A 23,763-nucleotide genomic window follows, 5' to 3' on the forward strand; every position below is an offset into this window, starting at 1 on the left:
TTGGAAAGGGGCGGTCGCCCCCCCCCCCCCCCCCGCTCCTGTCCCTGTCAGTCGCGCGGGCGCGCGCGCCAGCCGCCGCGACGGCGCGGACGGCCCGCCTGCGCCAGCCCCTCGGTCAGAACCTGCGTCATCGGGTGGTCTGGCGCCGCCGATCCGTATCGGTCGATCAGCAGACGCAGCGCCGCGCCATTGTCCTCTGCCTCCGGCAGGCTGAGTGCCCAGTCGAGAAAAATGCTGCGGCATTCCGGGGCGGTGATCCCCTCGATGCGATAGGCTTCGCGGATCAGCCCCTTGTGGTCGATCTCAAGATCCCCTTTCATCGGCCCCCTCCCGGATGAGCGCGGCGTCGATCAGCGCCGTCGCCTCGGCATAGCGCGCCTCCAGCGCCGCGCGCAAGCTGTCTATGTCCGGCTGGCCGGTCGCGCGGCAGACAAAGGCAGCGCCGCCCTCGCCCAGACCGCCTTCGCCGATGCCATCGGCCGAGATCAGCCGCGCCGCCGTCTGCACCGCCCAGAAGAGATCATAGGCCGCGGTCAGCGCCTCCACCTCCTGCGCCGTCAGCCATCCGCAGGCCTGCCCGCCCTGCAGTCCGCCGGCAACGTCGCGGGCGGTCGCGCCCGACAGCAGGGTGCCGGCCTGGGCCACAAGCTCGATGTCCAGCAGCCGCCCCGGCCCGGTCTTGGCGTCCCAGACCCCCGCCGGTGTCTTGGCGGCGGCGATGCGCGCGCACATCTGTGCGACCTCGGCCAGCACGGCGGCGCGGTCGCGGGGCTGGGTCAGGATCTCTTGCCGGAACGCCTCGATATCCGCGGCAAGGCCGGGATCGCCCGCCACCACGCGGGCACGGGTCAGCGCCAGATGCTCCCACGTCCAGGCCGCGCTGCGCTGGTAGTCGGTGAAACTGGCCCAGCTTGTCGCCACCGGCCCCTGGGTGCCGGAGGGGCGCAGGCGCATGTCGACCTCGTAAAGCCGCCCCTCGGCCATCGGCGCGCTGAGCGCGGTGATCAACGCCTGGGTCAGCCGCGCGTAATAGGGGCGCACCGCCAGCGGGCGCGGCCCGTCAGACCCTTCGGCCTCCTGCGGATCGTAGATCACGATCACGTCGAGATCCGAACCGGCGTTGAGCCGCCCCGCCCCGAGCGAGCCCATGCCCAGCACCGCCGCGCCGCGCCCCGGCGGCGGCCCGTGCTTGCGCGCGAACTGGGCGGTGACCACCGGCGATATGGCAAAGAGCACCGCGCCGGCAAGCTCGGCATAGTGGCGCCCGGCGGACGCGGGGCCGATTAGCCCGCGCAACAGGTGCACGCCGATGCGAAAATGCCATTCCTTCATCCAGCGCCGGGCGCTGTCGAGCTGGCGTTCGTAATCCGCCTCGGACGCAAGACGTGCGGCCAGTTCCGCGCTCAGCGCGTCCTCGCCCGGCCAGTCGGCGAAGAAATCGCCGCCGATCACCGCGTCGAACACGCCGGCGTTACGCGACAGGTGGCTGGCCAGCGCGTGCGAGGTGCCGGCGATATCGACCAGCAGGTCGATCAGCTGTGGATTGGCCTCGAACAGCGAAAAGAGCTGCACCCCCGCCGGCAGGCCCGACAGGAACCCGTCGAGCGCCAACAGCGCCTCGTCCGGCTTCGCGGTGCGCGACAGGCGGCACAGGATTTCAGGCTTCAGCCGTTCGAAAATGTGTTGCGCCCGGTCCGAGCGCAGCGCCGGGTATCCGCGCCAGCGGGCCAGCACGGAGGCGTCGAACTCAACCTCGACCGGGGCGGAATCGGGCACGGCATCCGGGGCAAAGAAGGCTTCGGTCAGCTCGTGGACCTCGGCCAGCCGCCGGGCCAGATCGGCGGTGAGCGCGGCGCTGTCCATGCCCATCAGGCAGGCGACGCGCGCGATGCCGTCCTCGGTGTTGGGCACCTTGTGGGTCTGGGCGTCGTGGACCATCTGTATGCGATGCTCGACCTCGCGATGGGCGCGGTAATGGATCGAGAGCGTGTCGGCCAGGTCCTGCGGGATCCAGTCCTTGCGCGCCAGCGCCGCCAGCCCCTCGACGGTGCCGCGCAGGCGCAACTCCGGATCGCGGCCACCGGCGATCAGCTGCTGCGTCTGGGTAAAGAATTCGATCTCGCGGATGCCACCGCGACCGAGCTTCATGTCATGGCCCGGCACCGTGACGCGCCCGCCGGTGCCCTTGGTCTCGCGGATGCGCAGGCGCATGTCATGGGCGTCCTGGATCGCGGCGAAATCCAGGTGCTTGCGCCAGACAAAGGGGCGCAAGGTTTGCAGGAACCGCGCGCCGGCCTCCAGATCCCCGGCACAGGGGCGCGCCTTGATATAGGCGGCGCGCTCCCAGGTCCGGCCGAGGCTTTCGTAATAGCTCTCGGCGGCGGCCATCGAGATGCAGACCGGCGTCACCGAGGGGTCGGGGCGCAGCCGCAGATCGGTGCGAAAGACATAGCCGTCGCCGGTCTTGTCCGACAGCACCGAGGCCATGTTGCGGGTCGCGCGCACCAGCGCGTGGCGCGCGTCCTGATACTCCTCCGGGTCGTAACGGGTTTCGTCGAACAGGCAGATCAGGTCGATGTCGGAGCTGTAGTTGAGCTCATGCGCGCCCATCTTGCCCATCGCCAGCACACTCAGCCCGGCGGCGGTTTCCACGTCATCCCCAGTCATGCCCGGCAGCTTGTTGCGGCGGACCAGCGCCGCGATCTCGGATTTCAGCGCCAGATCACAGGCGAGCCCGGCGAAATCGGTCAGCAGGCCGGTGACCCGCTCCAGCGGCCAGGCGCCGGAGAGATCGGCCAGCGCGGTAAGAAGCGCGACGCGCCGCTTGGCCTGGCGCAACCCGGGTTTGAGCTGATCGGGCGGCAGAGCCCGGCAGGCATCGAACAGCGACGCCACGGCAGCGTCGGGATCGTCCAGCGCGCCCTCCAGCCAATCGGCCTCGCGTTCGATCAGCCCCTTGAGATAGGGGCTGGAGCCGCCTGCCCCTGCGATCAGGTCGGACATCTCGCCGCTGAGGTGCGGCAGGGCGGCGCGGGCTTCCTGGCCCAGCGCGGGATCGAAGGCGCGCGGCAGCCGCGCGATTTTCAAGGCGTTGCTCATGGCGGCACGTTGCGTGCGCGGCGCCCCGGCGTCAATGCGGCAAAGGCTTGATTTTGCCCCCGTCGCGCGGCAATCCTGCGCCCCATGAGCAAGAGCATGAAACGCGTCCGCACCGCCCTCGAGGCCGCCGGACTTGATCCGCAGATCCGCGAAACCGCACTGGCCCGCACCGCAGCCGACGCCGCGACCGCCATCGGCTGCACGGTGGACCAGATCGCCAAGTCGATCATCTTTCGCGGTGAGACCAGCGGCGCGGCGATCCTGTTCCTGACCGCCGGCGGCAACCGGGTGGACACCGCCCGCGCGGCCGGGGTGGCGGGTGAGCCTTTGGGCAAGGCGGATGCGTCGCTGGTGCGGGCGCAGACCGGCTTTGCCATCGGCGGCGTGGCCCCGGTGGGGCACCTGAACCCGATCCGTGCCTTTCTGGACCCGAGGCTGCAGGCGTTCGACGTGGTCTGGGCCGCCGCTGGGACGCCGCATCATGTTTTTCCCGTCGCGCCGGCCGATCTTTTGCGCCTGACACAGGCGCAAGTTGCTGATTTCATTTCATAATTCAAAGTAATGTAAAAAAGTTTCACATCCACTCTTGCAAAGCGACTGCGGGACTCCGATCTTTCATAATGTGAAAGACATTCACATCACATCTGATCTGGAGAAACCGACAATGACCACGCTTTCCGACCCGGCCCCGGCTGTTGCCCGTCTCAGTTGGCTGTCCCGGACCGAAGCCTGGCTTGACGACAGGGGCAAAGGCGCCTGGATCGCCGCCATGGTTCTTGGGTTCATCATCTTCTGGCCGATCGGCCTGGCCCTTCTTGCCTACATGATCTGGAGCAAACGCATGTTCAGCCATTCCTGCCGCCACCGTCAGCACCGCCGCCATGATCGCGGCCAGTTCCGGGGCATGGGCGCGATGGCGCCCTCGGGCAACAGCGCCTTTGACGCCTACAAGGACGAAACCCTGCGCCGCCTTGAGCACGAACAGATGGAGTTCGAATCCTTCCTCGAACGGCTGCGCGAGGCCAAGGACAAGGCCGAATTCGACCAGTTCATGCAGGATCGTGCCAAACGCGCCGCCGAAGAGACCCGCGACGACGAGGAGCCGGACGCCCCGAAAGGCGCCGACGTCTGAGCCTGACTGACGACATCCCGCCCCGGAGCCCGCTCCGGGGCGCTTTCCCGTGACAAGGATACCCGCCGATGCACGCCCTGCCCGATCCCGAAAGTCAGCCACATTTCTACGACTCCGTTGCCGCCAAACGGCTGATCGCCTGGGTGATCGACAGCGTGGTCACCTTCGTGCTCTGCCTCGGCGCTGTGCTGGCCACGGCCTTTGTCGGGCTGTTCATCTGGCCGATCCTGTTCCTGGTGCTGGGCTTTGCCTATCGGGTGGTGACCATCGCTGGCGGATCGGCCACCTGGGGCATGCGCTTTGCCGGGATCGAGCTGCGCGACGAAAGCGGCGCGCGGCTCGACCTCGGGCAGGCGGTGGCCCATACCGCCGGCTACACGATCAGTTTCGCCGTCCCGATCATTCAGGTGATCTCGGTGGTGATGATGCTGACCGGCGCGCGCGGTCAGGGGCTGACCGACACTGTTCTGGGAACCGTCGCGCTGAACCGCCGCGCGCTGTTCTGAGGCCGCAAAGACGGGCAAAACCCGGTCTGTCAATCCTGACTTGGCGGGCCGGGAATGCGTTGTTATCATCCGCCGGAAACCCTGCGGGAGAGACATGCGCCACACCCTGCCCATCGCGCCGCAATTTTATGTGACGGCCCCACAACCCTGCCCCTATCTCGAGGGGCGGATGGAGCGAAAGCTGTTCACCGCCCTGCAGGGGGACGGGGCGGAGCGGCTGAACAATTCGCTGTCGCAGCAGGGGTTTCGCCGATCGCAGAACGTGCTCTACCGGCCCTCCTGCGCCGATTGCGCGGCCTGTCTTTCGGCGCGGATCGACGTGGCGGCCTTTCGCCCGACCAAGAGCCAGAAGCGTGCAGAGCGGCGCAATGCGCATCTGGCGCGCCGGGCCAGTTCGCCCTGGGCCACCGAAGAGCAATACGCCCTGTTCCGCCGCTATCTTGATGCTCGCCACGCCGATGGCGGCATGGCCGACATGGACATGTTCGAGTTTGCCGCGATGATCGAGGAGACACCGGTGCGCAGCCGGGTGGTGGAATACACCGACCAAGAGGCGCAGGAGCTGATCGCAGTCAGCCTGACCGACGTGCTCGAGGACGGGGTGAGCATGGTCTATTCCTTCTACACGCCGGACCTGCCGCAGGCCTCGCTGGGGACATGGATGATCATGGATCATATCAGGATCGCGCGCGAGAACGGGCTGCCTTACGTCTATCTCGGCTACTGGGTGCCCGGCAGTCCGAAGATGGGGTACAAGGCCAACTTCTCGGGGCTGGAGGTGTTCTCCGGCGGGCACTGGCAATGCGTGACCGACCCGGCCGGCTTTTCCGCCACCCTGCACCCGCTGGGCACCGAGCCGATTGCCGAGCAGGTCGCCAATATCTCGCTTCCCGACCGGCGCCCGACGCGCGCCTGACGCGCCTCGTCCTTGCGGGGTGAATTAATGAAAAAGGGGCCCGCGGGGGCCCCTTTTCTCGTCCGTCCGCTGCCCGCCCCCGGTCAGTTGGGGATCAGGTTCGGCACGATGGTCACGATCCCGGGGAAGAACCACAGGATCCCCAGCCCCAGCATCTGAATCAGCACAAAGGGCAGGATGCCGCGATAGATGTGGCCGGTCGTCACCTCTGGCGGCGCCACCCCCCGCAGATAGAACAGCGCGAAGCCGAACGGCGGCGTCAGGAACGAGGTCTGAAGGTTCACCGCCACCATGATCGTCACCCATTTCGGGTCGAACGAGCCGCCGTAGATCACCGGCCCGACGATCGGGATCACGATGTAGATAATCTCGAGAAAGTCGAGGACGAAGCCGAGGAAGAACAGCACCATCATCACGATCAGGAAGACCGTGAACTCGTTGTCGAAGCTCTTGAGGAACTGCTGGATGTAATGCTCTCCCCCGAAGGAGATCACCACCAGGTTCAACAGTTGCGAGCCGATCAGGATGGTAAATACCATCGAGGTCACCTTGGCTGTCTCGCGCACGATCGGGGTCAGCACCCCGCCGGTGAACAGCACCCAGCAGCCGTAGATCAGCCCGAAGATCGCGTAGAGATAGGTGCCGTAGGCGCCAAAGAAGGCGATCCAGCTTTCAACGCCCACCCCCCCCTGGTTGATGCGCAAGTCAAAGTTGATCCCGATCAGGATGGAGATGAGAATCGCGAAGGTCGACCAGATGATCACATGGCCCGAGCGGTTCTGATCCTGCAGCTTGCGGTAGGCCGCCAGCATGATCGCCCCGCCCGCCCCCAGCGCCGCCGCCGGCGTCGGGTTGGTGATGCCGCCGAGGATCGAACCCAGCACCGCCACGATCAGCACCAGCGGCGGGAACACCACCCGGATCAGGTCATGCGTGGCCAGCCGTGCCGCCGCTTGGCGACCGCCGTAGAGCGCCAGCGCGAAGGGCAGCGCCACCAGCAGCCAGGTCGCCCCCGAAGAGGTGGTCGGCCCGATCAGCGTCAGGTCGACCAGCGCCACCAGCAGCAGCCCGACCGAGCCGAGGATCAGCGGCTTGGGGTCCGAGGAGGGCGACACGCCGCGCCCGCCCACCAGCACCAGGCCCAGCAGCACGATCAGCGTGGCGATGCCGCTGCCGATCGGCGGGGCCGAGGCGATCTTGTCCGCCAGCGCCTGCGACATTTCCTCGTCGCTGAGCTTGCGGCTTTGGGTATCTTCGTCGCTGGCGTCGATCTCGGCCTGCTCGGTCACGGCCTTGTCCCAAGCCCGTTGACCGTGCAGCTCAATCATCGCGGCCTTGCATTCCGCATTGACGTTGGTGCGCAGGCTGGCCCCCTCGCCGATGCTGGAATAGCTCGACACCGTGATGTTCTGGCTGCCGACGATGCCGAGGCTCGAGAGCAGGATGACGCCACCGATCAGCGCGATCGGGGCGGCCAGGAACCATCCCAGCGCCTCGCGGCGCGTGACCGGCTCATTGCTGGCGGAGCCCAGCGCAACAGCCGGGGCCTTGCTCGGGTTGAGCAGCGCGTAGACAAAAGCATAGCCGGCATAAAGGATCGCCAGCAGGATGCCCGGCAGCAGCGCCGCCTGGAACAGCGTGCCGACCGAGACCACCGCCGGTTCGCCGAGATAGGTCAGCGCGTCGGAACAACCCGCCGCGGTGGCCCGTGCCTCCTGCGCGGTGGAATAGAGATCGCCGGCCAGCGTGCCCAGCAGGACGATCACGATCGATGGCGGGATGATCTGCCCCAGCGTGCCCGAGGCGGCGATCACGCCTGTCGCCAGTTCCGGCGAATAGTTGTTGCGCAGCATGGTGGGCAGCGCCAGCAGGCCCATCGTCACCACGGTGGCGCCGACGATGCCTGTGGAGGCGGCCAGGAAGGCCCCCACCACAACGATCGACACCGCCAGACCGCCCGGCAGCGGGCCGAAGACCCGCGCCATGGTGGTCAGCAGATCGTTGGCGATCTTGGAGCGTTCCAGCGTGATGCCCATCAGCACGAACATCAGAACCGCCAGCAGGGTTTCGATCGAGGCCCCGGCAAAGACCCGTTCGTTCATCCGGTTGACGATGAACGAGACGTTGCGATCCAGCGCCAGTTCCCATCCGCCGGGAAAGATCGGCTCGGCCGCGCGCGGCAGATCAGGGTATCGGAACACCGATATGCTGTCGGGCCGGATGCCCGTGTTGACCAGGTCGTTATAGGCCTGGGATGAGGTGTCGATCGCCTGGTGGATCAAGAGCCCCGCGCTGTCGAGCGAAGCGATGATGCCAAAGGCGATCACCCCGGCGCCGCCGATGGCGAAGGCCACCGGAAACCCCGAAAGGATGCCTCCGAACAGGCAGAGAAACAGAATGATCAGGCCGAGTTCGACGCCATCAAGACCGAATAGCATGCTTGGCTGTCCCTTGCTTTAATGAGCGCCTTCATAGGCTTCTTCACCTTCGCCAAGGCTGTCCTTGTCGAGGTACTTGTTTTCGCTGCCGACGCCCTCGCGGAACTCCAGGTAGGAGCGGTAGAGCACGGCAATGGCATGCAGGAAGACCATCGCGGCGAAGCTGCAGAGCAGGATCTTGAACAGGAAATACCCGTTGAACCCGTTCGGGCTGAAGCCGATGGTCTCCACGTTCCAGCGCAGCGCGCGGGATTTCATCAGCAGCCGGTCGATGGTGTCGCTGGCCGAGGGTTTCGGCACGATCAGGTGGCGCCAGAGGAAGTACCAGCCATACATCCAGACCAGAACCGCCATCGGCATCATGAACACCAGGGCGCCGATCATGTCGATCACCTTCTTGGTGCGGAACCGCACCGCGGAATAGAACAGGTCGACCCGCACGTGCCCGCCTTGCACGAAGGTATAGGCGGCACAGAGCGCCACCACCATCGCGTTGTAGAGCTTGAGTTCCTCGGCGAACCAGCTGATGTCCTTCTGGAACGACAGGCCGACGCCAAAGACCAGGTCCGGCCTGGCAAAGATCCGCTGCACAAAGACGATGACGATCTGTTGCAGCACCATGATCAGACCGGCCCAGGCAAAAAAGCGGCCGACCGTATTGGCAAAACCTTCCAGCGCCCGCACCGTCCCCCACATCACCTGCCGCCGGAACAGACCGACGGCGGTGACCACCAGGAACAGCGTGAAAACGACGAAGAAGAACTCGGTCGATCCACCGTAGTAGACGAACCGCATGATCGCCTGCTTGTCGGACCAGTCGAGCCACAACTGCGGATGGCTGATCGCGTATCCGGCATTGTAGAACGCCATGAAGATGTTGCTGACGAGCCAGGTCAGACCGTCGAGAATTGCCCCGAACGTCCCGTTGGCGGCTGTTTCGTCCATTGCCGATGCCCCTGATTAGCGAGTGAGCCGGTGCGCAATCCGGGCGGCGCAGGGCAAACACCCCGGCCACCTGGCTGCAGCTGCGGACGTGCCCCCGCCCGATCGCGGGGGCATGTCCTTTGATGATCGGGTCAGATCACATGCCGTAGACGCGGTTGCGCTGCTCCGAATAGGCCCCTTCCGAACGGCTGATCCAGCCGGCGGAGGAGATCATCGACGCCATGTAGCTGTCGTAGCACTTCTTGTAGAACTCGTCGTCCAGCGGGGCCTCGATGACCTCTTTCGCGGCGGCACCGAAGGCATCCCAGACCGAGTCGGGGAATTCCAGCACCTTGACGCCACCGGCCTGCAGACGCTGCAGTGCGGCCGAGTTGTTGGCCATGAACAGCGACATGGTCCAGGTGTTCGACGCGCGCGCGGTCTGCTCGACCACAGCCTTCTGCGACGCTGTCAGGCTCTCGTACACATCAAGGTTGAGGTTCAGCGCCAGGATCGGGCCGGGCTCGTGGAAGCCGGCGGTGTAATAGGTCTTGGTGATTTCCTGGAAACCGGCCTTTTCATCCGCCCAGGGACCGATCCACTCGGTGCCGTCGATGGCGCCCGAGGACAGCGCCTGGTACACTTCCGAACCGGGCAGGTTCTGAACGCTGGCGCCCAGTTTGCCCAGCACCTGGCCACCCTGGCCCGGCATCCGGAATTTCAGACCCTGGAAATCTTCCGGCCCGTTGATCTCCTTGTTGAACCAGCCACCCGACTGCGGGCCGGTGCTGCCCGCGGCAAAGGATTTCAGGCCGAAGATGGAATACAACTCGTCGGCCAGGGCCATCCCGCCTTCCTGGTAGTACCAGTTGTTGAATTCCTGGAAGGTCATCCCGAAAGGCACCTGCGAGAAGAACGACAGCGCCGGGTGCTGGCCGAGGAAATAGTAGTCCACCGCATGGTACATGTCGGCCTGACCCGCGGAAACGGCGTCGAACACTTCAAAGGCGCCCACCAGCTCGCCGGCCGCCTTCAGGTCAACGGTCACCTGACCGTCGGTCATGGCGGTGATCGTATCGGCACAGTATTGCGCGCTGTCATGCACGCCGGCCAGGCCACGGCCCCAGGTGCTGACCATGGTCAGGGTTCGCTTGCCCTGGGCATAGGCCGGGGCGGCCAGCGAGGTGGCAGCAGCGGCCGAGCCACCAAGCGCAGTTGTTCTCAGAAAAGAACGACGATCCATTTCGGTTTTCCTCCCATTCGGATACATTCGTCGATCCCCGCGCCGAAGGCACGAGGAAAGTGGAGGCAAGTTAACCCGTCGCACACTCAAGCGGAATACCTAGTTATACGTAGTCGCTGCGTAAAAATCCGGCGAAAACATCCTCTTCCGCCCGCGTTTTCGCCGCCCGGGGCACGATTTTCGTACCGTGGCGGCAGGACGGACCATTGATTCGGTCGCCCCGGCAGGCGAATGTCACCCGATGAAACGCCTGCGCGCCCTGCTCACTCCCAGCTACGGCCAGAAGCTCTTTCTTCTGGCCTCTGTCCCGCTACTGCTGGCCGCTGCGGCGATCTCGATCCTGGTGGCCAGCCAGGCCCGGCAACTGGCCGAAAGCGAGATCCGCGCGCTGGAGCACAAGCTGCTGGAGGCCAAGAAGGCCGAGCTGCGCAACTACGTCACCCAGGCGCGGAACGCCTTCTATTTCATCTACGGTCCCGCCGCGCCCGATGACGACCGATCCAAGGAACGCGTGCTGCAGATCCTTGCGGCGATGATCTATGGCGACGAAGGGTTCTTCTTTGTCTACGACTATGACGGCACCAATCTGGTGTCGCCACGCCAGACCGAATTCATCAATCACAACTGGACCGGACTGAGCGACAGCGAGGGCACCCCGATTGTTGACGCCTTCATCAACATCGCCCGGCAGGGGGCGGGATGGCATGAACACCTCTGGCCGAAACCCTCGACCGGGCAAGAGGCCCGCATGGTGACCTATGTGCTGGGCCTGCAGGATTGGCAATGGGCGGTGGGAACCGGCGTTTTCATCGACGACGTTCTGGCCCAGGTCGCCGCCTCGCGCGCCGAGGTCGAGTCGCGGGTCAGGCGCACCTTCTACTATATCATTGCCATCACGCTGGCCGCGCTGCTGCTGGTGTTCAGCTCTGGCATGGTGGTGAACATCCGCGAACGCCGGCTGGCGGACGCCAAGCTCAAGAAACTGACCCAGCGCGTTTTCGACGCGCAGGAGGAGGAGCGCGGCCGCGTTGCGCGCGAGTTGCACGACGGCATCAGCCAGATCCTTGTCGGCGTGCGCTATGCGCTGGACGATGCCCGCAGACGATTGAACCGGGGCGAGCATGGCGAGGCGCAGGCGCCCCTGGACAAGGGGATCGAACACCTCGGAAGCGCCATTTCCGAGGTGCGCCGGATCAGCCGCGACCTGCGCCCCGGCGTGCTGGACGATCTGGGCCTGGGTCCGGCAATCAAGGCACTGGCGGATGATTTCGCCGCCCGCACCGGCATCGCGACCGAGTTCACGACCGTCGTGTTCCGCAACCGGCTGGATCAGGAGGCCAAGATCGCGCTCTACCGCATCGCGCAGGAGGCGCTGACCAATGTGGAGCGCCACTCCGGCGCCACCCGGGTGGACGTCGATCTGCGCGGCCACAAGAAGGGCGCGACGCTTCGGGTCTCGGACAACGGGCACGGCCTGCCGGCGCCACCGGGCCGCGCCGGGCCGGGCATCGGCCTGCGCAACATGCAGGAGAGGATCGAGCAGCTTGACGGCACCCTGCGAATTCTGTCATCACGCGGCGCTCAAAGCGGTACAGTGATCGAGGCCACCCTGCCGCTGAGCCACCTGCTGCCGCCCGAGGAGGCGGCCTCGCCCAAAATGGAGGCCCAGGCATGACCGGTGCGACCCGCGTTCTCATCGTCGACGACCACCCGATGGTGGCCGAAGGCATCCAGTCGATCCTGGAAAGCTATGACGATATCGAGGTGGTGGGCACCCTCAGCGACGGCCAGGCGGCGGTCGACCAGGCGCCGGGGCTGGCCCCGGATGTGATCCTGATGGATCTGAACATGCCGCGCCTCGGCGGGCTCAGTGCCACCGAGCTTCTGTTGGAGCGGGTGCCGGGCGCGCGGATCCTGATCCTGTCGATGCATGACGGTCCGGAGTACATTGCCTCGGCTCTCAGCCATGGCGCGGTCGGCTATGTGCTCAAGGACGTACCGACCGACGAGATCAAGCGGGCCATCGATACGGTGATGCGCGGCGAACGCTATCTCTGCACCGGCGCCAGGGGATCGCTCGAACCCGAGGTCAACGACGGGCGCGAGCAGCTCACCGGGCGCGAGCAGACCATCCTGCTGCAACTGGCGCAGGGCAAGTCCAACAAGCAGGTTGCCAAGGATCTCGATATCTCGGTGCGCACGGTCGAGACCCACCGCAAGAATATCAAGCGCAAGCTTGGCATCTCCTCGACCGCCGGGCTGACCCGCTACGCGCTGGAACACGGGGTGTTGCAGGGCACCGGCGTGGGGTACTGAGCAGCACCCCACGCCCGGCCCTGTCCGGTTTCAGTCCATCAGCGCATCGTCCCGAAGCCCGGCCCGCTCCAGATGATGCGGCAGCACCCGGCCATAGAGCTGACGGGTCCGCTCCACTCCGCCGCACATGTCGGGCCTCTCGGCAAAGGAGAATATGGCGACGAAGCGCCGCCGCGGCCCGCGAAGCGGCGCCACCCGGTGCAGCGAATAGCGGCCGCGGAATATCTGCAGGTCGCCCGGCTCCAGCTCCAGCCGATGCACACCGGATAGATCGCCGTCAAGAACGCGGGCGACCCCAACGGTGTTCTCGTCGTCGGACGTGCGCAACATCGGGGAATATTCGAATGCGCCGCCGCTTTGGGCGTTCTGGATTGCCAGGGTGACGGTGTGGTTGTTGGTGTCGAAATGCCAGGGAAAACCCTCGCCTTCCTCGGCCATGTTGACGATCACATCGGCCAGCGGATCGTCGTAGCGAAAGAACCGGTTCTCCGGCTCGTCCAGCGCCTCGCGGATGAAGGGGAGAAACCCCGGATCGTCATAGATCCGCCGCAGCGGCCCGCCGCCCGGGAAATTGTCGGCCGGGATGAAGGCGTTCGAACGATCGAAAAAATGTCGCACCGGATGGCCGGGCGGCAGCGACGGGTTATCTGTGCTGAAATAGGCGTTGGTGCGCGAAAACGACCGGTACGCTCGGGGCGCGGCGGCGCGGGCCTCGGCCAGCAGTTGTTCGAGTCCCTCAGCATGAACGAACCCCCGCAGAACCGCGCAGCCGTCCTCGGCAAGGCTTTGGCGCAGATCGGCGATCATCTGGCCGTAACCGGCCCCGTCCGGCCGGTCGATCGGATAGCGTTCCAGGTCCACCAGATCATGCAACATCGTCGCCCCCTCCTTCTCTTGGCTGGTCGCCGCAGACTCGCTGCCCGCCACCGCGCGAGTCTGGTCCATTTCGGACAGATCGAAGACGGAAACGAGACAATCGACCATTTGGGCGCCGGATTCTTTGCGGAAATGTCCCGCGAAGGCGCTGCCGGGAAAGAAAACACAAGCGGCACCCGGCATAGAGCGCAGTTTTCGTTTCTTTCCCTGTTGACGCCCCCCGTCCCCGCACATAAGCTGCGCCGCAGCAAAAGGAGCCGGTGGCCATGGCCGCACTAGTCGTAATCGTAGGAAGCACGCGCATGGGCCGGTAACGGTAGACCATTCTCTGACCCATGCGCCCTCGTTCGACCGGGGGCTTTTTTTTGCGCTGATGAAACTTGGAACTGGCGAATGCACGCGATACCGCGGATGGAGCAAAGCAGATGAAACGTGAGATGACCGGAGCGAAAATGGTGGTTCAGGCCCTGAAGGATCAGGGCGTGGACACGGTATTCGGGTATCCCGGCGGCGCGGTCCTGCCGATTTATGACGAGATCTTCCTGCAAAACGATATTCGCCACGTCCTGGTCCGGCACGAACAAGGCGCGGTGCATGCCGCCGAGGGCTATGCCCGCTCGACCGGCAGGCCCGGTGTCGCGCTGGTCACCTCCGGCCCCGGCGCCACCAACGCGGTGACCGGGCTGACCGACGCGCTGATGGATTCGATTCCGATCATCGTGCTCACCGGGCAGGTGCCCACCTTCCTGATCGGGTCGGACGCCTTTCAGGAGGCCGACACCGTGGGCATTACCCGCCCCTGCACCAAGCACAACTGGCTGGTCAAGGATCCCGAGGCGCTGTCGGGCACCATTCACGAAGCGTTCCACGTCGCCACCGCCGGCCGGCCCGGCCCGGTGCTGATCGACATTCCCAAGGATGTGCAGTTCGCCTCCGGCACCTATACCGCGCCCAAACCCTCGACCTCGCACTACCAGCCGCGGGTCAAGGGCGATCTGGAGGAGATCACCGAACTGGTCGCGGCGATGGAAAAAGCCAAGAAGCCGGTGTTCTACACCGGCGGCGGCGTCATCAACTCCGGCCCGGCGGCGAGCCAGCTGCTGCGCGAACTGGTCGATGCCACCGGCTTTCCCATCACCTCCACCCTGATGGGGCTGGGCGCCTATCCCGCCAGCGGCAAGCACTGGCTTGGCATGTTGGGGATGCACGGGCTTTACGAGGCGAACATGGCGATGCACGACTGCGACCTGCTGATCGCCATCGGCGCGCGCTTCGACGACCGGATCACCGGGCGCATCGACGCCTTCAGCCCCAGGTCGATCAAGGCGCACATCGATATCGACCCCTCCTCGATCAACAAGGTGATCAAGACCGACATCCCTATCGTCGGCGACGTCGCTCATGTCCTTGAGGATATCCTGAAGGTCTGGAAATCGCGCGGACGCAAGACCGAGGCGGCGCCGGTCGCCAAGTGGTGCGGCCAGATCGACGAGTGGCGCAAGATCAACTGCCTGGCCTTCACCGGCAGCACGACCACGATCAAGCCGCAATATGCGCTGCAAAGGCTGGAGGAACTGACCAAGGGCCATGATCGATATATCACCACCGAGGTCGGCCAGCACCAGATGTGGGCGGCGCAGTTCCTGAACTTCGAGGATCCCAACCGCTGGATGACCTCGGGGGGCCTCGGCACCATGGGCTATGGTTTCCCGGCCTCGATCGGCGTGCAGATGGCGCACCCCGATGCGCTGGTGATCAATGTCGCGGGCGAGGCGAGCTGGCTGATGAACATGCAGGAACTGGGCACTGCGGCGCAATACCGCCTGCCTGTCAAGCAGTTCATCCTCAACAACGAACGGCTCGGCATGGTCCGGCAGTGGCAGGAACTGCTGCACGGCGAACGCTATTCGGCGTCCTGGTCCGAGGCGCTGCCCGATTTCGTCAAGCTGGCCGAAGCCTTTGGCGCCAAGGGCATCCTGTGCTCGGATCCCGCCGATCTGGACGACGCCATCATGGAGATGATCAACCACGACGGGCCGGTGATCTTCGACTGCCTGGTGGAAAAGCACGAAAACTGCTTCCCGATGATCCCCTCAGGCAAGGCGCATAACGAGATGCTGCTGGGCCAGGCCGAGACCCAGGGCGTGATCGACTCCAAGGGCGCGGCGCTGGTGTAAGAGATACGGGCCGAGGTCTATTGCGGCAGTGGCCCGGGAAATTCAGAACTGACCGGCCTGCGCCGGGAATCGAGGAACCAATAATGTCTGCCCTACACATCAAGAAAGGCGCGACCAAGCACTCCGCCTACAACCTGCGCCCCACCTTCTCGGACGTGCAGGAGAAACACACCCTCGCCGTTCTGGTCGAGAACGAACCGGGCGTGCTGGCCCGCGTCATCGGGTTGTTCTCGGGGCGCGGCTACAACATCGAAAGCCTGACCGTGGCCGAGGTCGACCACACCGGGCACCTCAGCCGCATCACCATCGTCACCACCGGAACGCCGCAGGTAATCGAACAGATCAAGGCGCAGTTGGGGCGCATCGTGCCGGTGCACGAGGTTCACGATCTGACCGTCGAGGGCCCCTCGGTCGAGCGCGAGCTGGCAATGCTCAAGGTGGTGAGCGACGGAGAAAAACGTGTCGAGGCGCTGCGGCTGGCCGATATCTTTCGCGCCAGCGTGGTCGACAGCACGCTGAACAGCTTCGTTTTCGAGATCACCGGAGCCCCGGACAAGATCGACGCCTTTGCCGACCTGATGCGCCCGCTCGGCCTCGTCGAGATTGCCCGAACCGGCGTCGCAGCACTTCTGCGCGGGGTCTGAAACTCAAGCTCAGCCGGTCTTGAAACGGTGGGCATGGCCATGTGCCCGATCGGTTCCAAAGACCAGGATCTCCGCCGAACATTGGTCCGTTGCGCGGGGCGCAGCGGGCGCGTTCGACCCCTTCAGACCGTCCGCCAACTTCAGGCTGTCCGCCAATCCACCAAAAACCCCCTCGGCCACCAGCCGGGGGTTATGGGCAAGGCGCATGTCACACCCTGTCGTGACGTCGAATTGCACCCAGTCCCCGGCATCCATGTTCAGCGGGTCCGCCGTTTCCGACTGGCGATAATAAGCAAGATCACCTTGATCCTCGCACCAGATCACCGCCTTGTTCTCGCGGCAATCGCACCAGAGCACTACACCGTACATCATTTGCCCCCTCCTTCTGCACCAGTTTCGATCTTGAAAAAAATCGCACAGGTGGAATACGGCAAACTCAGTGTCGGAATGACTAAATTTGTGACCGGCTCCTCAGAAACTGACTTCAATTAGCGTCACTTATGACCTAATAGGTGTCGAAGGAGGGATTTTTCCCTTCATTTTCTGTATCCTGAGTGCAACTTAAGGGAACAAACCGCTCACAATGCCAGTCAAACAAGGCGAAACGACCAGTTATGCATAAACCGTCCCGATCTCCGGCCGAGTTGCGCAACATGTTTGGCGCGAACTTGCGGAAATTGGCGCGAAAACATGCGTCAATTTCCGATCTGTCGCGGCGCCTTGGCATCAACCGCACCCAGCTCAATCGTTACCTGTCCGGCGAAAGCTTCCCGCGGCCGGACGTGCTGGAGCGGATTTGCACCTTTTTCGAGGTCGATGCGCGGATCCTGCTCGAACCGGCCGAGTCTCTGACCCGAAACACCCTGGTGCTGAACAGCGCCTTTCTGACCGATTTCATGGGCAAGGCCCCGCTCAATATCCCCGAGGGCATGTTTCCGACCGGGTTTTACCGGTTCTCGCGCCGCAGTTTCACCGACAACTTGCGGTTCATTGTCGGCCTCGTCCACGTCTTTCGCGATGGCGAACTGACCTTCGTTCGCGGTTTCGAGCCCAAGGAGGCGATGCGCCAGCAGGGTCTGCCCTGCAATGCCCGTGCGCGCGAGTTTCGCGGTTACATCACCCGCCAGGAAGAGGGCATAGGCCTGGTCATCTCCCGCCACGACGCGATGACCTGTTCCTATAATTTCCTCAACCGCGTGTCGTCGTACGAGAACAACTATTGGGTCGGCTACGTTACACGAACCACACGCGAAAGCGTATTGGGGACCCGCGTCACCCGGATGGTCTATGAGCATCTGGGGCGCGAGACAAAACCCGTTCTGGCCGCCGCGCGCGGCACCGGCTTTCGGACCGAGGATGAACTCCTGCCGTACCACAAACGCCTTTTGCAGATCGACGTCCCCTTCCGCTGATCCCGATTCCGCCCCGAATTGTCGTTTTGGGAAAATTCCTGTCGCTGTGATGGCGGACGGGACCGGCGGAATGCGGGATGGGCTGTCTTACCAGCAAGGAGAGACAGCCATGATCGCGAAGATGACCGACCTGTCCGATGTCCGGCGCCCGATCGACAAGGCCAACGGTCTGCCCAACGCGCATTACACCGACGAGACGGTCTTCGCCGAAGAGGGCCAGGCCCTGCTGGCGCGGCAATGGGCCGGACTGGCGGTAGCGGCGGAGGTTCCCGAGGTCGGTGACGCCAAGCCGATCAGCTTCCTCGGCATGCCGCTCTTGCTGTTGCGCGACCGCGCCGGGCAGGTGCGGGTGTTCCAGAACATCTGTCGCCACCGCGGCATGATCCTGGTCTCCGAACCGCGCAGGATCGAGGGCGCGATCCGTTGTCCCTACCACTCCTGGTGCTATGACACCGACGGGCGGCTGGTCTCCACCCCGCATGTGGGCGGACCGGGGCAGAACACCCACGAGGGGATCGACAAGAGCACCCTCGGCCTGGTCGAGGTGCGCAACCATGTCTGGCGCGACGTGGTCTGGATCAACATCAGCGGCGACGCCGCCCCCTTTGAAGAGGTGCACGCGGACCTGATCGCCCGCTGGGCCGAGTTCGACCAACCGCTTTATCACGGCGGGATGGACAGCGCGTTCGACCTGGAGGTGCACTGCAACTGGAAGCTCGCGGTCGAGAACTACTGCGAAAGCTACCACCTGCCCTGGGTCCATCCCGGCCTCAACAGCTATTCCCGGCTGGAGGACCATTATCACATCGAGGCGCCGGATCGGTTCTCCGGGCAAGGCACCCGGGTCTATCGCCAGTTCACCAGCGCGGATGGCGGCAGGTTTCCCGATTTCGACGGTCTGTCCGAGGCATGGGACACCGCCGCAGAATACATCTCGGTCTTTCCAAATGTGCTGCTCGGTGTGCACCGCGACCATGCCTTCGCCATCCTGCTGCAACCGGCGGCCACCGACCGCACAGTGGAGCAGGTGCACCTCTACTACGCCACGCCTGAGACGGATGCAGACCTGCGCGCCGCCAATGCCGCGCTATGGAAGACCGTGTTCGAAGAGGACATCTTCGTGGTCGAGGGGATGCAGGCCGGCCGCCGTGCGCCCGGCTTCGACGGCGGCCGCTTCTCACCGGCGATGGACGGGCCAACCCACCTGTTTCACGATTGGGTGGCGGCGCGGATCGAGGCCCATCGCGGCACGGCACAGGCGGCAGAGTGAGCGATCTCGAAAGCCGCCTTCTGGCAGCGCACGCGTGTGGCGACCGGGCAGCACTGGTCACGCTCTACAGTGCCGCGGCAGAGGACGCCGCAGAGGACGAGGCGCGGTATTTCTACCTCACCCAAGCCTATGTCTATGCGCTGGAGGACGGCCACCCGCAGGCCCCCGCCCTGCGCGCGCGCCTCGTCGCGGCAGGACGGGAAAGCGCCTGAGCGCGGGTCTCAGGCCGTTTCCGGCTCCGTGCAGGGCACCGGGGCGCCTGCCTCCGCCTCGGCGATGCGGGCCTGCCGGTAGACATGCCAGGTTGCATGCCCCAGCAGCGGCAGAACCGCCAACAGCCCCAGGAACAGCGGCACCATCGCGACAAAGGTCAGCACGGCGATGAAGATCGCCCAGCCCAGCATCGGCACCGGGTTCTGCTGCACGTAGGAAAAGCTGGTGATCATCGCGGTGACAAAATCGATTTCGCGGTCGAGCAAAAGCGGCAGCGCCAGCACCGTGATCATGTAGAGCAGCAGCGCGAACAGCGCGCCCACCAGGGTGCCGAACCCCAGCATCTTGATGCCGTCGAAGGTGGCGAAGACCTCGAAGGACGAGGACACATTGGTCATCGTCGACAGCCCCAGGAACAGGGCAAAGATCATGTGCCCGAGGAAGAACCAGAACAGGAACACCACCACGATGATCGCGCAGATCGAGGGCAACTGCCGCCGCCTCTGCTGCGCCACCACCCCCATGATCTCGCCCAGACGCCAGGACTCGCCATGCTCGATCCGGTGCGACACCTCGTAAAGGCCGACCGCCGCGAACGGCCCGATCAGCGGAAACCCGATCGCCGCCAGCACCAGCCAGAAGGTGGTCTGGGTATACCAGGTGATCGCGATCATCGCCCACCCGCTGAGCACGTAAAAGCCGGCAAACACCAGTCCGCAGATCGGCGCGCGCCGAAAGTCGCGCCAGCCACAGGTCAGCGCCTGGCGCAGCATCGCCCCCGTCATCGGCCGCAGCGGCGGAACGCCGTGTTCCTTGTCCATTCGTCTTTGTCCTCCCCCCTTTGGGTTCCGTTACATCGCCGGCGGGGCCCTTTGTGGCCATCCGGTCGCCTCGTGATAGGCCGCGCCCAGCGCCAGCAGCCGCGCATCGCTGCCGCGGGGGCCAAAGATCTGCACCCCCATCGGCAGGCCCTGCGCCCCGAACCCCGCCGGCGCCGCAAGGCAGGGCAGCCCTGCCAGGCTGACCGGCACCATCGCCTCCATCCAACGATGATAAGTATCCATTTCGTGCCCGTCGATCTCCTGCGGCCAGGGCTGGTTCGCGTCAAAGGGCCAAACCTGCGCCGCCGGCAGAACCAGCGCGTCATACTCCTCGAACAGCGCGGCGGCCCGCCTGAACCAGTCCGAGCGCAGCACGCTGGCGCGATGCACCTCCATCGCGCTCAGGGCCAGACCGCACTCGGCCTCCCAGACGGCGCTGTCCTTGAGCTTGGCGCGCTGGTCGGGTTGCGCCATCGCCGTGGCCAGCCCGGCCGCCACCTTCCACGACCGCAGGGTCGTCCAGCTGTTCCAGATCGACTCGGCCGGGAACGGCGGTGTCAGCGGCTCCACCTGGCAGCCGATCTCCTCCAGCGCTGTCAGCGCGCCCTTGCAGCAGTCCAGAACACCCGCCTCCATCGGATAGGCGCCGCCCCAGTCGCCCAGCCACCCGATGCGCATCCCCTTGGGATCGCAGGGCCGCAGCGGCGCGATCGGATCATGGCGTACCCCGTGCGGCTGGCGCGGATCGGGGCCGGCGATCACGTCAAGCAAAAGGGCGATGTCCTGCGGGCTGCGCGCCATCGGGCCCAGCGTCGAGATCTGGTGCAAAAAGGTATCGCCCTCGGGTTCGGAGGGCACAAGCCCCCAGCTTGGCCGGAACCCGTAGACATTGTTCCAGGCCGCCGGGTTGCGCAAGGAGCCCATCATGTCCGAGCCGTCTGCCAGCGCCACCATCCCGGTGGCCAGCGCCACCGCCGCCCCACCCGAAGAGCCGCCGCAGCTCAGCGCCGGATCATAGGGGTTCACCGTGGCGCCATAGACCGGGTTGAAGGTGTGCGATCCCAGCCCGAACTCGGGCACGTTGGTCTTGCCGATGAAGATCGCCCCGGCCGCCCGCATCCTCGCCGCGATCAGGTCGTCGGTCTTGGGCACGAAATCGGCCAGCAGCGGCGAACCCTGCGTCGCAGGAAGACCGGCCACATTGACCAGATCCTTGACCGCGATCGGCAACCCGTGAAGCGGGCCGCGCCGGGGGGCGGCATCGGCGGCGCGCGCGGCCGCCATCAGCGCATCGGCGTCCGGCATGGCGACGATGGCATTGACGGTTCCGTTGACCGCGACGACGCGGTCCAGCGTCGCCCGCATCAGCTCTTCCGCGGAAAGGCGTCGGGCAGAGAGATCGGCCAAGAGCGCGCCGGCGCTCTGTCGGGTCAGGGTCATTGGGGGCCTGTATGCAAGCTCGGGTTGACCCTAGCCTAGCCCCTCGACCTTCGGACGCAAACATATTGTTGCGACACATCTTTTCCCGGCGACGCCGGTGGTTCACACGAAATCGAAATCCCCCGCGCCCAGGCTTGTTCCCGCCGCGCCGAGCAACAGGATCGTGCCGCCGTCATGGATGATTTCCAGATCCCCGCCCTTGTCGGCGATGCTCAGCGTTGCGAACCCACCGTCGTGATCCGCGATCCGCAGCGTGTCGTCGGACTTGCTGTAATCCCTGACCCTGTCAGTACCCGCATCAGAGGCAAAGACAAAGGTGTCCTTGCCTTTCCCACCGATCAGCGTGTCGTCCCCCGCCGCTCCGGCCAGCACGTCATTGCCATTGCCGCCGTTCAGCAGGTTGTCCGCGTTGTCCCCGCTCAGCCGATCGTTCTTGCGACTGCCGATAAGGTTCTCGATATCGGTCTCCTGGAAAAACCCTTGGCCGGGCTTGTCCAGGTTGCCGTTCTTCGCCGCCGGGTTCTGCCAAGCGCCGTCACTGTCGAGGGTAAAGACGATCCCGGTCTTGAACTTGGCAAAGCTGATCGTGTCGCTCCCCGAGCCGCCGAGGATCGACAAGCCGTAGGATGGATCGGTCGGAGACAGGACAATGGTGTCGTCGCCCCCTCCCAGCCGAACCTGGCCGGCGCCGCCGCCGCCCACCTTGACGGTGTCGTTCCCGTCGCCGGTGGTGATCGCCCCGACCCAGCCGCCATCGGTGACCACCACGTCCTTGCCGTCTCCGGTCTTGACGGTCTCTGCCCCGCCGGCACCAATGGTGACCTTGTCATTGCCGGCGCCCGCACGGATGAATTCGACGTATCCTTTGCTGGTCTTGACGATATCCCGTCCGTCCCCGGTCGAGATCGACTCGACATATCCTGTGGTGGTCGTCACCCGGTCATTGCCATCGTAGGACTGTACCTGCCCGGCGCCACCGGAGCCGATCTTGATCACGTCGCCGATCACTGTTCCCTCCGGGCCACCGGTACTGATATGCTGAACATAGGCGTTTCCGGTCGTGACGATGTTCTCGTCCGCATAAAGATTTATGCTGTAGGTAGAGCCGTCCTGCTGATTGCCCAGCTTGACCTCGTGCTTCTCCCCGTCCCAGCCGAAGATATAGCGCGCCCGGGTCGAAATCAGCTCGACATCAGAATTGTACCCCAGTTCTAGAAAGTCGATGCGCCGCCCCGCCCCGTCGTCGAGGTCGGTCACCGTCGTCTTGTTCGATCCCGCCCCGTTGAAACGCAGGGTCTTTACCGTCCAGCCGTCACCGGTCAGATCGGCATTGGCGCGCAAGAGGTCGGTCCCGTCATGATATACACTGTAATAACCGATGAACTTGGAAAACCACTCCACATCCGATTGATCGGGCAATCGCGCGACGCCGGAAACGCCGTCAAATGTCACATTGAGAACTTCAACCATTTCCTTCTCCCGCAATGATAAAAGCACAAAAGTGGAATTTAATTACCACAATCACCTTATAATTGAAATCATATTTTCTTTTCTTGACGTGCACGACAACCATTGAACCAAGACGACAAGAAAAAACCGCTCCCGGAAGGGCGCGGCGCATCTGCCGTGGCCACAGAAACGTCTGGCGTTGTCAGCCGTCGTTCTGGGCGTCGGCGCGGCTCTTGCCGGAGGCGTTCATCGCCAGCGTCGCGGCCATGAATTCATCCAGATCGCCATCCAGAACCCCCTTGGTGTCCGAGGTCTCGAACTCGGTGCGCAGGTCCTTGACCATCTGGTAGGGCTGCAGCACGTAGGACCGGATCTGGTTGCCCCAGCCGGCGCTGCCCTTGCTCTCGTGCGCCTCGTTGATCGCCGCGTTCCGCTTGTCCAGTTCCATCTGATAGAGCCGCGATTTCAACGCCTTCATGGCGATGTCGCGGTTCTGGTGCTGCGACTTCTCGGAACTGGTCACCACGATGCCGGTCGGATGGTGGGTGATCCGCACCGCCGAATCCGTGGTATTCACGTGCTGACCGCCCGCGCCGGACGAGCGATAGGTATCGATGCGGATATCGGCCGGGTTCACCTCGATTTCGATATTGTCGTCGACCACCGGATAGACCCAGACCGAGGCAAAGGAGGTCTCGCGCGTGCCCTTGCCAAAGGGCGAGATCCGCACCAACCGGTGCACGCCGCTTTCCGATTTCAGCCAGCCATAGGCATTCGGCCCCGAGATCTTGTAGGCGCAGGACTTGATCCCGGCCTCGGAGCCCGCCTCTTCCGATTGCATCTCGACCTTGAAACCGCGCTTTTCGGCCCAGCGGATGTACATCCGC

General features: G+C 64.7%; 22 protein-coding genes. 11 read left to right on the plus strand and 11 right to left on the minus strand.

What is annotated here, in order from left to right:
- Positions 1-47: 47 nt before the first annotated feature.
- Together P1U75_RS14595 and P1U75_RS14600 are read right to left on the minus strand one after the other, a co-directional pair.
- Positions 48-320, minus strand: a complete 273-nt coding sequence (locus P1U75_RS14595; protein ID WP_300244730.1) for a hypothetical protein — start codon at positions 318-320, stop codon at positions 48-50.
- Positions 304-3,099, minus strand: coding sequence for a glutamine-synthetase adenylyltransferase (locus tag P1U75_RS14600; RefSeq protein ID WP_300244731.1), 2,796 nt, complete (start codon positions 3,097-3,099; stop codon positions 304-306). Before P1U75_RS14600 ends, P1U75_RS14595 begins: the two co-directional genes overlap by 17 nt.
- Before the next feature lie 84 nt (positions 3,100-3,183).
- Here P1U75_RS14600 and P1U75_RS14605 point away from each other — a divergent pair, with 84 nt between their 5' ends.
- The 4 genes from P1U75_RS14605 to P1U75_RS14620 all read left to right on the plus strand — a co-directional run bounded on the left by P1U75_RS14605 (position 3,184) and on the right by P1U75_RS14620 (position 5,653).
- On the plus strand, positions 3,184-3,651 hold the full coding sequence (locus tag P1U75_RS14605; protein ID WP_300244733.1) for a YbaK/EbsC family protein: 468 nt from the start codon (positions 3,184-3,186) through the stop codon (positions 3,649-3,651).
- A gap of 112 nt (positions 3,652-3,763) precedes the next feature.
- Positions 3,764-4,231 (plus strand): DUF2852 domain-containing protein, encoded by a 468-nt coding sequence (locus P1U75_RS14610; RefSeq protein ID WP_300244734.1) that lies wholly within the window; start codon positions 3,764-3,766, stop codon positions 4,229-4,231.
- A gap of 68 nt (positions 4,232-4,299) precedes the next feature.
- Positions 4,300-4,737: an RDD family protein gene (locus tag P1U75_RS14615; RefSeq protein WP_300244736.1), complete on the plus strand. Its 438-nt coding sequence runs from the start codon at positions 4,300-4,302 to the stop codon at positions 4,735-4,737.
- Between the two features lie 94 nt (positions 4,738-4,831).
- Entirely contained in the window at positions 4,832-5,653 is an 822-nt protein-coding gene (locus P1U75_RS14620) for an arginyltransferase (protein WP_300244737.1), read from the plus strand.
- 83 nt (positions 5,654-5,736) lie between these two features.
- Here the strand turns inward: P1U75_RS14620 and P1U75_RS14625 are convergent, their stop codons facing one another.
- The 3 genes from P1U75_RS14625 to P1U75_RS14635 form a co-directional block, all read right to left on the minus strand.
- Positions 5,737-8,091: a TRAP transporter large permease subunit gene (locus P1U75_RS14625; protein WP_300244739.1), complete on the minus strand. Its 2,355-nt coding sequence runs from the start codon at positions 8,089-8,091 to the stop codon at positions 5,737-5,739.
- Between the two features lie 18 nt (positions 8,092-8,109).
- A complete protein-coding gene (locus P1U75_RS14630) occupies positions 8,110-9,036 on the minus strand; it encodes a TRAP transporter small permease subunit (protein WP_300244741.1) in 927 nt (308 codons plus the stop codon).
- A gap of 136 nt (positions 9,037-9,172) precedes the next feature.
- Positions 9,173-10,258, minus strand: a complete 1,086-nt coding sequence (locus P1U75_RS14635; RefSeq protein ID WP_300244743.1) for a TRAP transporter substrate-binding protein — start codon at positions 10,256-10,258, stop codon at positions 9,173-9,175.
- 241 nt (positions 10,259-10,499) lie between these two features.
- Between P1U75_RS14635 and P1U75_RS14640 the strand changes: the two genes are divergently transcribed.
- Positions 10,500-11,933 (plus strand): cache domain-containing protein, encoded by a 1,434-nt coding sequence (locus tag P1U75_RS14640; RefSeq protein ID WP_300244745.1) that lies wholly within the window; start codon positions 10,500-10,502, stop codon positions 11,931-11,933.
- Positions 11,930-12,574, plus strand: a complete 645-nt coding sequence (locus tag P1U75_RS14645) for a response regulator transcription factor (RefSeq protein ID WP_300244747.1) — start codon at positions 11,930-11,932, stop codon at positions 12,572-12,574. The genes P1U75_RS14640 and P1U75_RS14645 overlap by 4 nt, the downstream gene beginning before the upstream one ends.
- Before the next feature lie 30 nt (positions 12,575-12,604).
- On the opposite strand, the gene P1U75_RS14650 is transcribed toward P1U75_RS14645, so the two are convergent.
- On the minus strand, positions 12,605-13,450 hold the full coding sequence (locus P1U75_RS14650) for a hypothetical protein (RefSeq protein ID WP_300244749.1): 846 nt from the start codon (positions 13,448-13,450) through the stop codon (positions 12,605-12,607).
- A gap of 425 nt (positions 13,451-13,875) precedes the next feature.
- On the opposite strand from P1U75_RS14650, the gene P1U75_RS14655 reads away from it, so the two are divergent.
- Positions 13,876-15,627: an acetolactate synthase 3 large subunit gene (locus tag P1U75_RS14655; protein ID WP_300244751.1), complete on the plus strand. Its 1,752-nt coding sequence runs from the start codon at positions 13,876-13,878 to the stop codon at positions 15,625-15,627.
- 83 nt (positions 15,628-15,710) lie between these two features.
- Complete coding sequence (ilvN, locus tag P1U75_RS14660; RefSeq protein WP_300244753.1) at positions 15,711-16,271, plus strand: acetolactate synthase small subunit; 561 nt, start codon at positions 15,711-15,713, stop codon at positions 16,269-16,271.
- A gap of 9 nt (positions 16,272-16,280) precedes the next feature.
- Here ilvN and P1U75_RS14665 read toward each other — a convergent pair whose 3' ends face one another.
- On the minus strand, positions 16,281-16,643 hold the full coding sequence (locus P1U75_RS14665; RefSeq protein WP_300244755.1) for a hypothetical protein: 363 nt from the start codon (positions 16,641-16,643) through the stop codon (positions 16,281-16,283).
- A 242-nt stretch (positions 16,644-16,885) separates the two neighbouring features.
- Here P1U75_RS14665 and P1U75_RS14670 point away from each other — a divergent pair, with 242 nt between their 5' ends.
- From P1U75_RS14670 to P1U75_RS14680, 3 genes are all read left to right on the plus strand, one after another.
- Entirely contained in the window at positions 16,886-17,683 is a 798-nt protein-coding gene (locus P1U75_RS14670; protein ID WP_300244757.1) for a helix-turn-helix transcriptional regulator, read from the plus strand.
- 109 nt (positions 17,684-17,792) lie between these two features.
- Positions 17,793-18,953, plus strand: coding sequence for an aromatic ring-hydroxylating dioxygenase subunit alpha (locus tag P1U75_RS14675; RefSeq protein WP_300244759.1), 1,161 nt, complete (start codon positions 17,793-17,795; stop codon positions 18,951-18,953).
- Positions 18,950-19,165, plus strand: a complete 216-nt coding sequence (locus P1U75_RS14680) for a hypothetical protein (protein ID WP_300244761.1) — start codon at positions 18,950-18,952, stop codon at positions 19,163-19,165. The genes P1U75_RS14675 and P1U75_RS14680 overlap by 4 nt, the downstream gene beginning before the upstream one ends.
- Positions 19,166-19,174: 9 nt before the next feature.
- Here the strand turns inward: P1U75_RS14680 and P1U75_RS14685 are convergent, their stop codons facing one another.
- From P1U75_RS14685 to P1U75_RS14700, 4 genes are all read right to left on the minus strand, one after another.
- Positions 19,175-19,987 (minus strand): DUF2189 domain-containing protein, encoded by an 813-nt coding sequence (locus tag P1U75_RS14685; protein ID WP_300244763.1) that lies wholly within the window; start codon positions 19,985-19,987, stop codon positions 19,175-19,177.
- Positions 19,988-20,017: 30 nt separating this feature from the next.
- Positions 20,018-21,427 (minus strand): amidase, encoded by a 1,410-nt coding sequence (locus P1U75_RS14690; protein WP_300244765.1) that lies wholly within the window; start codon positions 21,425-21,427, stop codon positions 20,018-20,020.
- Between the two features lie 102 nt (positions 21,428-21,529).
- Complete coding sequence (locus P1U75_RS14695; protein ID WP_300244767.1) at positions 21,530-22,897, minus strand: hypothetical protein; 1,368 nt, start codon at positions 22,895-22,897, stop codon at positions 21,530-21,532.
- 181 nt (positions 22,898-23,078) lie between these two features.
- A partial coding sequence (locus P1U75_RS14700) for a peptide chain release factor-like protein (RefSeq protein ID WP_300244769.1) occupies positions 23,079-23,763 on the minus strand: 685 nt, incomplete at its 5' end.

Origin of the sequence: Antarcticimicrobium sp. (assembly GCF_029212575.1) — a bacterium.
Taxonomy (GTDB): Bacteria; Pseudomonadota; Alphaproteobacteria; order Rhodobacterales; family Rhodobacteraceae; genus Antarcticimicrobium.

Excerpts from the sequence above, each read along its gene's own strand:
- P1U75_RS14595 (WP_300244730.1), bottom strand. The coding sequence starts at position 320 with ATGAAAGGGGATCTTGAGATCGACCACAAGGGGCTGATCCGCGAAGCC.
- P1U75_RS14600 (WP_300244731.1), bottom strand. The coding sequence starts at position 3,099 with ATGAGCAACGCCTTGAAAATCGCGCGGCTGCCGCGCGCCTTCGATCCC.
- P1U75_RS14605 (WP_300244733.1), top strand. The coding sequence starts at position 3,184 with ATGAGCAAGAGCATGAAACGCGTCCGCACCGCCCTCGAGGCCGCCGGA.
- P1U75_RS14610 (WP_300244734.1), top strand. The coding sequence starts at position 3,764 with ATGACCACGCTTTCCGACCCGGCCCCGGCTGTTGCCCGTCTCAGTTGG.
- P1U75_RS14615 (WP_300244736.1), top strand. The coding sequence starts at position 4,300 with ATGCACGCCCTGCCCGATCCCGAAAGTCAGCCACATTTCTACGACTCC.
- P1U75_RS14620 (WP_300244737.1), top strand. The coding sequence starts at position 4,832 with ATGCGCCACACCCTGCCCATCGCGCCGCAATTTTATGTGACGGCCCCA.
- P1U75_RS14625 (WP_300244739.1), bottom strand. The coding sequence starts at position 8,091 with ATGCTATTCGGTCTTGATGGCGTCGAACTCGGCCTGATCATTCTGTTT.
- P1U75_RS14630 (WP_300244741.1), bottom strand. The coding sequence starts at position 9,036 with ATGGACGAAACAGCCGCCAACGGGACGTTCGGGGCAATTCTCGACGGT.
- P1U75_RS14635 (WP_300244743.1), bottom strand. The coding sequence starts at position 10,258 with ATGGATCGTCGTTCTTTTCTGAGAACAACTGCGCTTGGTGGCTCGGCC.
- P1U75_RS14640 (WP_300244745.1), top strand. The coding sequence starts at position 10,500 with ATGAAACGCCTGCGCGCCCTGCTCACTCCCAGCTACGGCCAGAAGCTC.
- P1U75_RS14645 (WP_300244747.1), top strand. The coding sequence starts at position 11,930 with ATGACCGGTGCGACCCGCGTTCTCATCGTCGACGACCACCCGATGGTG.
- P1U75_RS14650 (WP_300244749.1), bottom strand. The coding sequence starts at position 13,450 with ATGTTGCATGATCTGGTGGACCTGGAACGCTATCCGATCGACCGGCCG.
- P1U75_RS14655 (WP_300244751.1), top strand. The coding sequence starts at position 13,876 with ATGAAACGTGAGATGACCGGAGCGAAAATGGTGGTTCAGGCCCTGAAG.
- ilvN (WP_300244753.1), top strand. The coding sequence starts at position 15,711 with ATGTCTGCCCTACACATCAAGAAAGGCGCGACCAAGCACTCCGCCTAC.
- P1U75_RS14665 (WP_300244755.1), bottom strand. The coding sequence starts at position 16,643 with ATGATGTACGGTGTAGTGCTCTGGTGCGATTGCCGCGAGAACAAGGCG.
- P1U75_RS14670 (WP_300244757.1), top strand. The coding sequence starts at position 16,886 with ATGCATAAACCGTCCCGATCTCCGGCCGAGTTGCGCAACATGTTTGGC.
- P1U75_RS14675 (WP_300244759.1), top strand. The coding sequence starts at position 17,793 with ATGATCGCGAAGATGACCGACCTGTCCGATGTCCGGCGCCCGATCGAC.
- P1U75_RS14685 (WP_300244763.1), bottom strand. The coding sequence starts at position 19,987 with ATGGACAAGGAACACGGCGTTCCGCCGCTGCGGCCGATGACGGGGGCG.
- P1U75_RS14690 (WP_300244765.1), bottom strand. The coding sequence starts at position 21,427 with ATGACCCTGACCCGACAGAGCGCCGGCGCGCTCTTGGCCGATCTCTCT.
- P1U75_RS14695 (WP_300244767.1), bottom strand. The coding sequence starts at position 22,897 with ATGGTTGAAGTTCTCAATGTGACATTTGACGGCGTTTCCGGCGTCGCG.